This is a genomic window from Kandleria sp., assembly GCF_017934775.1.
In the GTDB taxonomy this organism is placed as follows: Bacteria; Bacillota_I; Bacilli_A; order Erysipelotrichales; family Coprobacillaceae; genus Kandleria; species Kandleria vitulina.
On sequence record NZ_JAGBIX010000008.1, the window covers coordinates 1 to 12,871 of the forward strand.

The window sequence follows — 12,871 nt, forward strand, 5'->3', positions numbered from 1 at the left end:
ATAAGTCTGAAATGCGCTATAATTTTTATGGTTTAATGTTGTAGTTTTCATAATTACATTATACCAAAAAATGCGTCGGATTTATCCGGCGCATTTTATTTTTGAAAACTAATCCAGATTATCTATCCGGGTCAGCCCCTTATTCAATGTTATCAATCATATTCAACAGCAATTCTTTGTTGTAATCACCATCAATCAATAATTCATTATAACAGTTATAATAATATTCTAAATCTTCATCTGCTTCTTTTTTTGTTTCAAATAAAGCATAAGCATTTTCATCATCGTCACCATCCTGGTATTCTTCTTCAATCAAGGCATAGCGATACATCTGTTCACCAAAGGTGATAAGCTTTCTTAAAGAATTGTTATAGGCAGTGATGTTTTCTTCCAATAGATAATTACGACATTCTTCTTTTATTTCATTGATATCTAAGATGTCTTCTTCAAAAGGATATTCACTATATCCTTCATAGTCATTAAGTTCTTTTAATTGACTTGCGACTTCTTCAAAATGAGAAAGAGTATTGTCATAGAGTTCTACTTCCTCTTCATCTAGTGGAAATGATGAATATGTCAAAGATGCAATGAGCTCATTAATAGAAAAAATGGTTGCAAGATGTGCAGAATCATACTGTTCTAAAAAAGCATGCCCATAGATTGTCGCAATCTTTCCTGTCATTTCATATGCTTCCTTAAGCTGAATGGCAGTAAGTTTTTTTGATCTTATGGCTGTTTCTAGAAAACTTACAAACTGATTTCTAACATCCAATGCCATCTCTAAATAAACCATTTTTATTTTCCTGATGCAGGCGCCATCAAGGCACGAAGTGAAGAAATAGGCATTGTCTGAATAATGACATGACCTGGTCCTGTAATGACTGTATTAAAGAAGCCTTCTCCTCCAAGCATCTTGTTCTTTAAACCTTTGACAGTCTGGATGTCCATTGAACATGTGGCATCCATTGCTGCTAGATAACCACTATCAATGATAATCTGCTGACCTGGTTCAAGATCATATTCAATAGCTGAACCATCAATTTCCATAAACAATAATCCAGGTCCAGTATATTTGCTCATAATGAATCCTTCTCCACCGAATAATCCAGTAGACAAACGACGAGCTAAGAATGTTTCTCTTGCTACGCTATCTGTACTTGCTAAAAATGATGACTTCTGTAAAATGATGGACTGTCCAGGAGCAAGTTCAAGTGCTCTGATTTCACCTGCAAATGATGAAGAAAAAGCAATCATGCCATCATTTTGGGCAGTATATCTATTTAAGAATAAAGTTTCTCCAGAAAAAGCACGTCCTAAAGCCTTCCCAAGTCCTCCATTGCTTGTTGTTTCCATGTTGATGCCTGGTGACATATATGCCATTGCTCCCGCATCACTCAACATTGTTTCTCCTCTTTGAAGCTGCAATTCAACAACTGGAAATGGCTTTCCCTTAATTTCATATCTCATTGTCTATTCCTCCTCTTATAAATTAAGTTGCTCTAACGCTTTAGCTATACCATCCTGATCGGGATCATCAAATTGATATTGAGCAAGCTTTTTCAATTTATCCGATGCTTTCTTTGACACGACACCAATGTGACAAAGATCTATCATCTGATAATCGTTCATAGAATCTCCAAAAGCAATCGTATCTTCAACGCTTCCACCTAATTCATCAAGTACTCTTTTAATGCCATCGGCTTTTGTGCAATCTTTAAGAATGATTTCTCCATCAATGATTTCACTTCCCTTTTTAGAGAATGTTACGACATTAAAATGATCGACAAGATATTTCACTATGTCCAAGAATAAGTAACGATCCGTTGCTACAAAAGCAATCTTAGTTACCCCCGTTTCACTCACATTAAATGCGCTCATTGGCAAACGGTTTTCTTTTTGTCTTCTCACTTCAAAATATCTTTTCATTTCAGGATTATCGCCAAATTCCTTTTGATGTCTTGCATCAAAGTACTCATTAATTCCCGGTGTCTGATAAATAGCGTTTTCTGTTTCCAATGCAAAACGTACCTTATGGTTCATAAAGAGTGTCATAACTTCCTGTAGGACAGTTGTATCCATATAGTTCTTAAAGATATACTTCCCATTAACACTTACAAATCCACCTGCACTTGCAATAAAGCCATCAGCAGGTACACGTTCAAGATTCCCACCTACAATGGATACAGGGGCACGTCCTGTACATATAAATATCTTATGACCTTTCTTTTTTATTTTTTGCATTTCTTCAATCGTTCTTTCAGTAACGTAGCGTGATTTACCAAATAAGGTACCATCTACATCAAAAAACAGATACTTCATGTTTTATCCTCCTATATTCCCATTATACAAAAAATATGCTTTTTATTCACTTATTATCATTTTTTAAAAAAAACCAATTACAAAACGTAATTGGTTTATAATGTTTCTTCTACAATATTAGGCTTTTTAACAGTCTGACTTGTTAAATGATAAGCTGAAATAATCTCCTCTCTCAACTCATCACTCAATCCTGTATTGGTATAGACTGAAAGCAGTGATTCTCCTTGTTTGACATAATCTCCAATTTTCTTATGTAGAACAAGTCCCACTGAATGATCAATGACATCATCAACAGTAGCACGTCCTCCACCAAGTTTCATGGAAACAAGACCAAGTGTCAATGCTTCTAGATCTTCAATATATCCTTCTTTAGAAGAAGTCACTTCAATGACTTCTTTTACTTCTTTAAATTTACTTGGATCAGTAATGTAAGAACCATCTCCACCTTGTGCTTCAACCATCTTCTTAAAGACATTTAATGCACTCTTATCTTCAATGACTTTATGAAGCATCTCTTTCGCTTCTACTCTTGAAGAGGCCACATGTGCCATCATAAGCATTGTTTCTCCTTCTTCAAAACATAAGGATGTAAAATCTTCTGGTCCTTCTCCATTTAAAGTAGCGATAGCTTCCTTGACTTCCAAAGCATTGCCAATCGCATTTCCTAATGGCTGATTCATATTAGAAATAGTCGCTCTTGTATCTTTGCCAAGATGTTTTCCTATTTCAATCATTGTTTTAGCAAGAACTCTTGCATCTTCGATTGTTTTCATGAAGGCACCATCACCATATTTTACATCTAGCAAAATGCCATCAGCGCCCGCTGCAAGTTTCTTTGACATAATAGAAGAAGCAATAAGAGGAATAGAATTCACTGTTCCTGTTACATCTCTTAAGGCATACATCTTCTTGTCAGCTGGTACAAGACTGCCAGTCTGTCCAATGATAGAAAAATGCATTTCATTTACTTGCTCAATAAAATCTTTTTCTTCAATCGCAATACTTAATCCTGGGATAGATTCAAGCTTATCTAAAGTTCCTCCCGTATGGCCAAGTCCTCTACCGCTCATTTTAGCAACAGGGACTCCGCAGGCTGCCACCATTGGACCAACGGCTAATGATGTCTTGTCTCCTACTCCACCGGTTGAATGTTTATCAATCTTGATACCTTTTATTTCACTTAAGTCCAAGACATCACCACTATGCATCATTTCTAATGTCAATGTAGCAATTTCTTCAGCTGTCATTCCTTTAAAATAGACAGCCATCATCCAGGCACTCATCTGATAATCAGGAATGTCTCCTTTTACATAGCCATCAATAATGAAATGAATTTCATCTTTTGATAAAGCTTCTCCATTTTTCTTTTTTTCAATCAAGTCAACCATTCTCATATTATCACCTACTCAAATTTCTGGCCCACTTCAAAGATGCTTTTTCCGTTAAGGTAATCTTGTACACTCATACGTTTCTTTCCAGCTACCTGTAATTCAGTAATGAGATAGATTCCATCTTCCGCTTTCACACCAATGGCATCCTTAAATATTTTTACAATTGTACCATTGTCTTCTTGTCCATGATGTCTCATAGCATTTTCACACTGATGAATCTTACCACTCCATAATTTTACACGTGTACCCTGATAGGTAGTAAAGCATCCAGGCCATGGATTTAGTCCTCTCACTTTATTAAAAATATCTCTTGTGGAATGATTCCAATCCAGTCTTTCATCTTCTCTTGAAATAATTGGAGAAATAGTAACAAGTTCTGGATCTTGTGGAATTCTTTTATTTGTTCCTTCTAATATTGAAGGTAATGTCTCCTTTAACAGCTCTGCACCCATAACAGCCAAGCGATCATAAAGAACACCTACTGTATCTTCATCACTGATTGGTGTTTCACTTTGTGAGATAATATCTCCGGCATCCATTTTTTCTGCCATATACATAATTGTAACACCGGTCTTTTCATCATTTTCAATGATAGCACGATGTACTGGTGCCCCACCACGATGACGAGGCAACAATGAAGCATGCACATTGATACATCCTAATTCAGGGGCATCAAGTACTGCAGTTGGGACAATCTGTCCATAGGCAGCAGTGATGATAAGATCTGGTTTAAGATCTAATACACCCTGATAATCTTTCTTGATTCTTTCTGGCTGTACAACAGGAATATTATGTTCTAAAGCAACCGTCTTTACATCGCTTGGAGTAAGAATCTTTTTTCTTCCTACTGGACGATCTGGCTGTGTAACAACCCCGACAATATTATAGTTTTCCTTAATTAACATTTCTAAAACTTCTTTAGAAAAAGAAGCTGTACCCATAAATACAATTCTTTTATTCATATGACCCTCTCTTTCTGCACATTTCATTATAACATAAAGGTATTCTTTGAGAAGAGAATACGTGGAAATGAATATTTCTCAATGATATAATAAAAATAAAATTGAAAGGATGATGAAATTATGAATAATAGGCCTAGAAGTCGTGAAAAAAATGTAACGTCCGGAGGCGGTAATGCTTTTGAACGTACATCCTCACGCTCTTCTCTTCCCATTGGTGGAAAGAAATCACTGCCAGCCATTCTGATGGTTGTATTAGCCATGATACTAGGTGGCGGAGGTTTCTCTTTATCTTCTCTATTAGGTGGTACACAGCCCACTTACACTGACTCCTCTTCCACTACTTCATGGAGTCAAGGTGATGCTGATATGTCTAGCATCAATACAAATGTGGATCCCGCCTCTCGCAGCAAATATGCCAATATCATCGGTGGAGGACAGGACCAGGTAACAGTTATGGTCTATATGTGCGGTTCTGATCTTGAATCGAGAAGCGGTATGGCAACTAAGGATCTTCAGGAAATGGCAAATGCGACCTTAAGCAATAAGGTCAGATTGCTTGTCTATACCGGTGGGGCTTCACGTTGGCAAAACAATGTTGTGAGCAGCTCTACCAATCAGATCTATGAAGTCAAGAACGGTCAGTTCAGTCGTGTTGTTGATAATGATGGCAATCGCGCTATGAGTGATCCTGCTACATTAACACGTTTTATTAAATATGCCTCAACAAACTATAAAGCCAATCGCTATCAGCTGATCTTCTGGGATCATGGAGGAGGCTCTGTTTCTGGCTTTGGCTATGATGAAAAACATCAGCGTCCGGCTATGAATCTTGCAGAAATTGATTCAGCCTTAACTAATGCCAATGTGAAATTTGATTTCATTGGCTTTGATGCCTGTCTTATGGCTACTGTAGAAAATGCCCAGATGCTTTCTAAACATGCGGACTATCTTATTGGTTCTGAAGAAACAGAACCAGGTACAGGATGGTACTATACTGATTGGCTTACACGTCTTTCTACTAATTCATCTACAACTACATTAAATATTGGAAAAATGATTGCAGATGACTATATGAGTCATAATAAAGGCAACTATAATACAACATTATCCATTGTGGATCTCTCTGAATTATCTAAGACATTAACTTCCCCATTTAATGATTTTGCCAAGAGCATCAATTCAATGATGCAGACAGATAAAAAAACTGACGTCATGAATGCCCGTATGAAATCACGTGAGTTTGCCCAGGCCAATAGAATTGATCAGATTGATCTTAGTGATTTTGCTGGTCGTATTAATAATGATGAAGGCAGCAAGCTATCTTCTGTTATTAAAAGTGCAATCAAATATAATCGTACGAACATGATGAACGCCTATGGTCTTTCTATCTTCTTCCCACAAAGTCGTACCAACAAGATTGACAGCATGGTAGATACCTATTCCAAGATTGGCGTTAGCGATGAGTATTCAAAGGCCATCCAGAATGCTGGTACTCTTGTCAGTGCTGGACAGAGTGTCCAGGGTGGAGACAGCGGTTCCTTTGGACAATTGTTGCAAAGTCTTACTGGCAGTGAGACTTCTGGTCAATTGGCAATGCAAATGCTGACACAGATGCTAAGTGGACAGAATCTGAATATTTCTGGATTAAGCAATAAAAATACTAAATTTATTATGGAATCTACTTTATCTAAGGATAATTTAACGCAGTATGTGAAGTCCCATCAATTAGATAACAAGAAGCTTAACTGGGTCAATGAAGATGGCAAAAAGAAACTCAAGCTTTCTGAATCAGAATGGAAGATGATACAGAAGGTTGATCTTAATATCTTCTATAAGTACAATAATGGCTACTTTAATCTAGGAGAAGACAATATCTTCAAGTTTGATAATGATGGCAATATGATTGCTGATGAAGATGGTACATGGCTGGCAATTAACGGACAGGTTGTGCCTTATTATCATGTCTCTACGCAAGAGAAAGATGATGATTATACTATCATCGGATATGTGCCTTGTCGTATTAATGGAGTAAGAAACAACTTGATTCTTTCTTTTACTGATGAGAACCCTAAAGGAAAAATCATCGGTGCTTCTACAATCTATAATTCATCTACTACAGAAACGAATCCGAAGATAAATACAACGCTAAAACAAGGTGATCGTATTGATCTTCTTTGTGAATATATAGAAGGAAATAAAAAAAGCTTGAAAGTATTTGGCAATATGTTATCCTACTCAAAGGATATGAAAATATCCGATGTGAAAATAGGTGATAATAAGATGATTCGTACATATCATATTACTGATCTCTATAATCACTCTCATTACACGCAAAGCTATTAAAAAAAGCATGTATTTGGGAATCAAAAAAAGTATTGCATTCACATTATAATTTTGATAAAATACAAAAGCAAACGAAAGGACGAGGTGAATTAATATGGCAAACATGAAACAGCAGATTAAAAGATATAAAAATGCTGATAAGAAGCATGCAGTTAATGTAGCATTCAAGTCTTCTTTAAAAACTTCTATCAAGAAAACAGTTAATGCTATCGAAGCTGGCAACAAAGAAGAAGCAGTTGCATTATTCAACGCTACTGTAAGCAAATTAGATTCTTCAGTTTCTAAAGGCATCCATCATAAAAACTATGCTAGTAGACAGAAATCTAAATTACAGAAGAAAATCAACGCTCTTGGATAATTCCAAGAGTTTTTCTTTTTGACTCTTCTTTACCTCCATGTATACAATAGTATCAGGAGGTTTTTTTATGGAAAGACTAGATGTCCCAGTAAATGAGACTTGGGATCTTACACTGATTTATAAAAACAAGGATAAATTTTTTGAAGATGAAAAAAGAGCACAATCTCTTCTTTCTTCATTAAGAGAAAGAAAAGATTGTTTTACGAAGTCTAAAGAAGACTTCCACACCTTCTATGAAGATTATGTTACTCTTTCTCGTCTTTTATCTAAGATGTATGAGTATGCTCATCTTAATACTGATGTTGAACCTGGCAATCAGGATTATCAGCTATTGCTTTCACATATTTTGACTTTGTTTGATCAATTTGAGAATAATCTTGATTTTATGAATGTAGAGATCATTAAGAATAAAGAGGCAATTGAAAAATATCTAGAGGATAACTCTTTTGATCTTTATCGTTATCAAATTAAACAGATTCTTCGTGAAGAAAAGCATATGCTAAGTCAAGAGATGGAAACATTGCTTTCTAAGATGTCCCCTATTGCCAATACGGGAGAACAGATTTTTGATGCGCTTCGTCTTGAATATGAAGATGTGATTGTGGATGGTGAAAGAAAAACATTAAATAGTGCGACACTTAATGAATTTTTAAAGAACCCTTCTCAGGAAGTAAGAAAACAGGCTTATGAGAAGTTCTATAAGGAATATAAACGTTATGAGAATGTCTTTGCCTTAACGCTTGCTGATTGTATGAAGAAAGATGCATTCTATGCTGATGTGCGTCATTTTAATGATCCTCTTGACTATTCTTTATGGGATGATGATGTACCTAGAGAATTATTCTATAAGATCTTAGATAAAGCCAATAAGGACTATCGTCCTTTATTCCATCGTTATAATAAGCTTAAAAAAGAGTTGCTTAAATTAGATACTCTTTATAACTATGATTTATTTACTCCTTTAGTAAAGCCTAGTGTGAAACGTTATTCAATCGATGATTGTTTTCGTATTATTCTTGAAGTAACTTCTGTGTTTGGTGAAGAATATACTGATATTATCAAGAAAGCTCGTGATGAAAGATGGATTGATTATCATCCTACAAAAGGAAAAGCAACAGGTGCTTATTCTGCAGGATGCTATGATACGAAGCCTTATATTTTAACAAACTTTATCGGTGATTATGATTCACTTTCTACCTTGATTCATGAATTAGGTCACAGCTGTCATACTTATCTTTCTTGCAAGTACCAGGATCCTGCCAATAGTGATTATCGTATTTTTGTGGCAGAGGTGGCTTCTACTGTCAATGAAACTTTACTTATTAACCATATGATCAGCCATGCTAAAAGTGATGAAGAGAAAGCCTACTTCCTTTATGAATTCTTAGAAAACTGCGTTGGTCTTATTTTCCGTCAGCCAATGTATGCACAGTTTGAAGATACTCTTCATCAGTGGGCAAAAGATCATATTCCAATGAATGCTTCTAAGATTACTTCACTTTATGATAAAATAAATAAGGAATACTATGGAGAAGATGTAACCAATAATCAATATGTAGGTCATTCTTGCTTCTATATTCCTCATTTCTATTATAATTATTATGTCTATAAATATACGTTAGGCATGACTGTTGCTTTAGCAATTGTGTCTCGTATATTAAATCATGATTCTCAACAGGTTGAACAATACTTATCTTTCTTGAAATCAGGAGGATCTATGTCCCCTATTGATTTATTAAAGAAAGCTGGTGTTGATCCACTTGATGATAAGATCTATGATGATGCATTCCACTATTTCGAACATCTATTAAATATGTTTGAAGAGATTATGAAAAGAGGCGAAAAAGATGTTAAGGAATAAGACACGAAGTGTACGTGTAGGAAATTTAACAATCGGTGGCAATGATCATGTTGTCATCCAATCTATGTGCAATACGAAAACAAAAGATGTCAAGGCAACTGTTGAACAGATTAAACGTCTAGAAGATGCTGGATGTGAACTTGTAAGATTGGCTGTCTTTGATCAGACTGATGCTAAAGCAATTAAGAATATCAAGGAACAGGTTTCTATTCCCCTTGTTGCAGATATTCATTTTGATTATCGTTTAGCTCTTACAGCCATTGAATCTGGTATTGATAAGATTCGTATCAATCCTGGAAACATTGGGAATATTGACCATACAAGAGCTGTTGTAGAAGCCTGCAAAAAGAAACATATTCCCATTCGTATCGGTGTAAACAGCGGTTCTATTGAAAAAGATATTTTAAAAAAATATGGCAAGCCAACTGCAGAAGGCATGATTGAAAGTGCCATGAAGCATGTTCAGATTCTTGAAGATCTTGATTTCCATGATATTGTGATCTCATTGAAATCTTCTAATACATTAATGACTATTCAGGCCTATGAATTAGCAGCTAAGACTTTTGATTATCCTTTACATGTAGGTGTCACTGAAGCTGGAACTGCACTTGGTGGTACAATCAAGTCAGCTTTTGGTATTGGCAGCATTCTTTATCAGGGAATTGGCAATACGATCCGTGTTTCTTTAAGTGATGATCCAGTGGAAGAAATCAAGGTCGCTAAAACATTACTTAAAGAATTAGGTTTAGCAAAAAATGTTCCTACATTGGTATCTTGTCCAACATGTGGTCGTATTCAGTATGATATGATTCCTATTACAAGAGAGATTGAATCTTTCTTAAATGACATTCACGCTGATATAACAGTGGCTATCATGGGATGTGCAGTCAATGGTCCTGGGGAAGCAAAGAACGCTGATATCGCTATTGCTGGTGGTGTTGGTGAAGGTCTTTTAATTAAAAAAGGTGAAATTATTAGAAAAGTGAAACAAGAAGATATGGCAGAAGAACTTAAAAAAGAAATTCTTGCTATGGTAAAAGAGAAAGATTAATCTTTCTCTTTTTTAGTAATGTCCATTTTTTATTCGTATACATAAATTAGGAGGTGAAATTCTAACTATGAATTCTTATATTAGTGAAATCAACTATCATGACTTTCATGAATTATTAATAAGCAACCATATCCATGTTGATCAGTCTCTTGAACAAAGACTATTATCTGTTTTAAAAAATAATGTCTATGCCTTAGACAATGCGACTTATTCTTTTGTATTGGTGAAATATATGTCTAAGTTTACTCATCTTGAAAATGATTGTATACGTACTCTTATTTCTTCTATAAGAAAACAGTCATAGCAAGTACTATGACTGTTTTAATGTATCATTGAACGTGTTGTTTTCAAACATTTCAATTTCTTCTTTATAGGGTGCTTTACCATCAATATAAGGTGTTTCTAGGATCTTAGGAACATCTTTTAATCGTGGGTTATGAACAATCTTATTTAATGTTTCAAATCCGATTTCTCCATAGCCGATGTTTTCATGTCTATCTTTATGCGCACCTTGTACATTCTTTGAATCATTGATGTGAATTGCTAGTACACGATCTAATCCGATTGTTTCATCAACCATATCTAAGATATGATCAAAGTCTGTTAAATCGTATCCTGCATCATGAAGATGACATGTATCTAAACAGATTCCTAACTTATCACTAAGTTCTACATGTTCAATAATGTAGGCAAGCTGTTCAAATGTTGTACCAAGCTCTGACCCTTTTCCGGCCATTGTTTCAAGTAGAATTTTTACATTCTGATCTGGTGATAATACTTCATTTAATCCATCGATAATGGACTGTAGACCAGCTTCTTCCCCTGCTTTTACATGTGAACCAGGATGAAGAACTAAACGTGATGCTCCAATGGCTTCTACACGTTCAATTTCTGTCTTTAGAAAGCTTACTGCTAATTCATATGTTTCTTTCTTGATTGTATTAGCTAGATTAATAATATAGGGAGCATGAACGACCAGATTATCTAATGAGATATGATGTTCTTCCATCAAAGCTTTTGCTTCTTCTACTTTTAGTTCAGAAATAGGCTTTCTTCTTGTATTCTGAGGTGCACCAGTATAGAACATGAAGGTAGTCGCATTATAGGATAAAGCTTCTTTTACACTTCCTAAAAGCATATCTTTCCCCTTCATTCCTACGTGTGACCCAATTAATAATTTTGTCATTACCAGTTACCTTCTTCTGCTTTACGCTTTTCAATCTGCGCTTTTTTATAGCGTTCTTTTCTTTGACGTCTGATATCCTGCTGAATAATCTGTCTTTTCTGTTTACGATAAAGCTTTTCAATTTCTCTTTTTCTTTTCTTCTTATATCCTGGCTTAACTTTCTTAGGCTTCTTAATGATCTTCTGTACTTCTTTTTCTAATTCAGTAGGTTCATGTACACGCTTATTACGTTTATCTCTTTCACCCGCATCTACAAGTTTTCCACCTTTAATTTGTTTCATTTCAAAGTGAATATGTTTCTTTTCTAATGATTCAACCATTTCCTGGTTTGATGTATCATACATTGAGAAACATTCACCTGTATATTTACCACGTCCACAACGTCCTGAACGATGAATATAGAAATCTCTTTCAGTTGGGAATTCCATATTGATAACGTGAGATACACCATCAATATCTATACCACGAGCTGCAATATCTGTTGCGACAATATACTGATATTCATTGTTATGAATACGTCTCATCATCTGCTTACGTTCTCTTGGTTCAAGATCACCATGGATTTCTCCAATACGATAACCATCTTCACGTAAAGCTTTTGCGATTGCAGTAACTTCAGTTCTCTTGTTCGCAAAGATAATACAGATATAAGGATCAATCATTCCCATGATTGTCTTTAAGACATCATAGCGATCTCTATGTTTTGTTGGAATAAGATAATGCTTAACATTCGCAGAAGATGTCATTGACTGATTGATAGTAACCATCTCAGGATTTTTCATATATTTTCTTAAGAATGGTTTCATTGCTTCTGGAATTGTAGCTGAGAAAACAAGCATCTGTAAGTTTTCTTTCATTTTTCCAAGTACGATATCTAAGTCTTCAATATAACCGAATTCTAATGTCATATCTGCTTCATCAATGACAAAAATATCAGCAGTAGTGATCTTTAAGGCATTTTCATCAATAGCTAAATCCTTAATACGACCAGGTGTACCAATGATAATATGTGGCTGATTATTAAGTTTAGTAATAGTCTTCTGTTTATCACTTCCCCCAATAATCAAAGACACACGAAGATCCTTATTGAATCTTCTGAATTCTTTTGCATTCTGATAGATCTGCATAGCCAACTCTCTTGTTGGTGCTGCAACTACAGCCTGAATGCATTCTTTATTTGTATCAATTCTATCCATGATTGGCAATAAGAAAGCATGAGTCTTCCCTGTACCAGTCTGTGAAATACCTACTACATCTCTTCTTTTCTTTACAAGAGGAATAACCTTCTCCTGTATTTCTGTAGGTTTATTAAAGTTAATATGTTCAATTGTTTTATTAATATATTCTTTAAAAGAAAATTGATTGAAATTTGGCATATTTTTCGCCTCCTTTAGCTTATG

General features: G+C 35.1%; 12 protein-coding genes. 5 read left to right on the plus strand and 7 right to left on the minus strand.

All coding sequences use genetic code 11. The features are described from left to right. Positions 1-139: 139 nt before the first annotated feature. The 5 genes from J6L95_RS01615 to fmt all read right to left on the minus strand — a co-directional run bounded on the left by J6L95_RS01615 (position 140) and on the right by fmt (position 4,672). Entirely contained in the window at positions 140-793 is a 654-nt protein-coding gene (locus J6L95_RS01615; protein ID WP_074686605.1) for a hypothetical protein, read from the minus strand. A 2-nt stretch (positions 794-795) separates the two neighbouring features. Then, positions 796-1,467 (minus strand): TIGR00266 family protein, encoded by a 672-nt coding sequence (locus J6L95_RS01620; RefSeq protein ID WP_029070047.1) that lies wholly within the window; start codon positions 1,465-1,467, stop codon positions 796-798. A 15-nt stretch (positions 1,468-1,482) separates the two neighbouring features. Then, positions 1,483-2,319: a Cof-type HAD-IIB family hydrolase gene (locus J6L95_RS01625; RefSeq protein WP_029072731.1), complete on the minus strand. Its 837-nt coding sequence runs from the start codon at positions 2,317-2,319 to the stop codon at positions 1,483-1,485. A 95-nt stretch (positions 2,320-2,414) separates the two neighbouring features. Continuing rightward, positions 2,415-3,713 (minus strand): pyrimidine-nucleoside phosphorylase, encoded by a 1,299-nt coding sequence (locus tag J6L95_RS01630; protein WP_287457900.1) that lies wholly within the window; start codon positions 3,711-3,713, stop codon positions 2,415-2,417. Between the two features lie 8 nt (positions 3,714-3,721). After that, the gene (gene fmt, locus J6L95_RS01635; protein ID WP_287457901.1) at positions 3,722-4,672 is read right to left on the minus strand and encodes a methionyl-tRNA formyltransferase; all 951 of its coding nucleotides are present in this window, start codon (positions 4,670-4,672) and stop codon (positions 3,722-3,724) included. Positions 4,673-4,792: 120 nt separating this feature from the next. Here fmt and J6L95_RS01640 point away from each other — a divergent pair, with 120 nt between their 5' ends. The 5 genes from J6L95_RS01640 to J6L95_RS01660 all read left to right on the plus strand — a co-directional run bounded on the left by J6L95_RS01640 (position 4,793) and on the right by J6L95_RS01660 (position 10,589). Then, positions 4,793-7,015, plus strand: coding sequence for a clostripain-related cysteine peptidase (locus tag J6L95_RS01640; protein ID WP_287457903.1), 2,223 nt, complete (start codon positions 4,793-4,795; stop codon positions 7,013-7,015). Positions 7,016-7,109: 94 nt separating this feature from the next. Beyond that, complete coding sequence (gene rpsT, locus J6L95_RS01645; RefSeq protein WP_029070042.1) at positions 7,110-7,373, plus strand: 30S ribosomal protein S20; 264 nt, start codon at positions 7,110-7,112, stop codon at positions 7,371-7,373. Positions 7,374-7,440: 67 nt separating this feature from the next. Then, positions 7,441-9,234 (plus strand): oligoendopeptidase F, encoded by a 1,794-nt coding sequence (gene pepF / locus J6L95_RS01650; RefSeq protein WP_287457904.1) that lies wholly within the window; start codon positions 7,441-7,443, stop codon positions 9,232-9,234. After that, positions 9,221-10,285 (plus strand): flavodoxin-dependent (E)-4-hydroxy-3-methylbut-2-enyl-diphosphate synthase, encoded by a 1,065-nt coding sequence (ispG, locus tag J6L95_RS01655; protein WP_287457905.1) that lies wholly within the window; start codon positions 9,221-9,223, stop codon positions 10,283-10,285. The genes pepF and ispG overlap by 14 nt, the downstream gene beginning before the upstream one ends. A 67-nt stretch (positions 10,286-10,352) precedes the next feature. Continuing rightward, positions 10,353-10,589, plus strand: a complete 237-nt coding sequence (locus tag J6L95_RS01660) for a hypothetical protein (RefSeq protein ID WP_287457906.1) — start codon at positions 10,353-10,355, stop codon at positions 10,587-10,589. 6 nt (positions 10,590-10,595) lie between these two features. On the opposite strand, the gene J6L95_RS01665 is transcribed toward J6L95_RS01660, so the two are convergent. After that, positions 10,596-11,471 carry a deoxyribonuclease IV gene (locus tag J6L95_RS01665; RefSeq protein ID WP_074623880.1) on the minus strand — a complete coding sequence of 292 codons (876 nt, stop codon included), beginning with the start codon at positions 11,469-11,471 and terminating at the stop codon, positions 10,596-10,598. Next, positions 11,471-12,847 carry a DEAD/DEAH box helicase gene (locus J6L95_RS01670; RefSeq protein WP_029072724.1) on the minus strand — a complete coding sequence of 459 codons (1,377 nt, stop codon included), beginning with the start codon at positions 12,845-12,847 and terminating at the stop codon, positions 11,471-11,473. The genes J6L95_RS01665 and J6L95_RS01670 overlap by 1 nt, the downstream gene beginning before the upstream one ends. Positions 12,848-12,871: the final 24 nt, after the last annotated feature.

Bases quoted from the DNA above. Each gene is read 5' to 3' on its own strand.
- J6L95_RS01615 (WP_074686605.1), bottom strand. From the start codon at position 793: ATGGTTTATTTAGAGATGGCATTGGATGTTAGAAATCAGTTTGTAAGT.
- J6L95_RS01620 (WP_029070047.1), bottom strand. From the start codon at position 1,467: ATGAGATATGAAATTAAGGGAAAGCCATTTCCAGTTGTTGAATTGCAG.
- J6L95_RS01625 (WP_029072731.1), bottom strand. From the start codon at position 2,319: ATGAAGTATCTGTTTTTTGATGTAGATGGTACCTTATTTGGTAAATCA.
- J6L95_RS01630 (WP_287457900.1), bottom strand. From the start codon at position 3,713: ATGAGAATGGTTGACTTGATTGAAAAAAAGAAAAATGGAGAAGCTTTA.
- fmt (WP_287457901.1), bottom strand. From the start codon at position 4,672: ATGAATAAAAGAATTGTATTTATGGGTACAGCTTCTTTTTCTAAAGAA.
- J6L95_RS01640 (WP_287457903.1), top strand. From the start codon at position 4,793: ATGAATAATAGGCCTAGAAGTCGTGAAAAAAATGTAACGTCCGGAGGC.
- rpsT (WP_029070042.1), top strand. From the start codon at position 7,110: ATGGCAAACATGAAACAGCAGATTAAAAGATATAAAAATGCTGATAAG.
- pepF (WP_287457904.1), top strand. From the start codon at position 7,441: ATGGAAAGACTAGATGTCCCAGTAAATGAGACTTGGGATCTTACACTG.
- ispG (WP_287457905.1), top strand. From the start codon at position 9,221: ATGTTAAGGAATAAGACACGAAGTGTACGTGTAGGAAATTTAACAATC.
- J6L95_RS01660 (WP_287457906.1), top strand. From the start codon at position 10,353: ATGAATTCTTATATTAGTGAAATCAACTATCATGACTTTCATGAATTA.
- J6L95_RS01665 (WP_074623880.1), bottom strand. From the start codon at position 11,471: ATGACAAAATTATTAATTGGGTCACACGTAGGAATGAAGGGGAAAGAT.
- J6L95_RS01670 (WP_029072724.1), bottom strand. From the start codon at position 12,847: ATGCCAAATTTCAATCAATTTTCTTTTAAAGAATATATTAATAAAACA.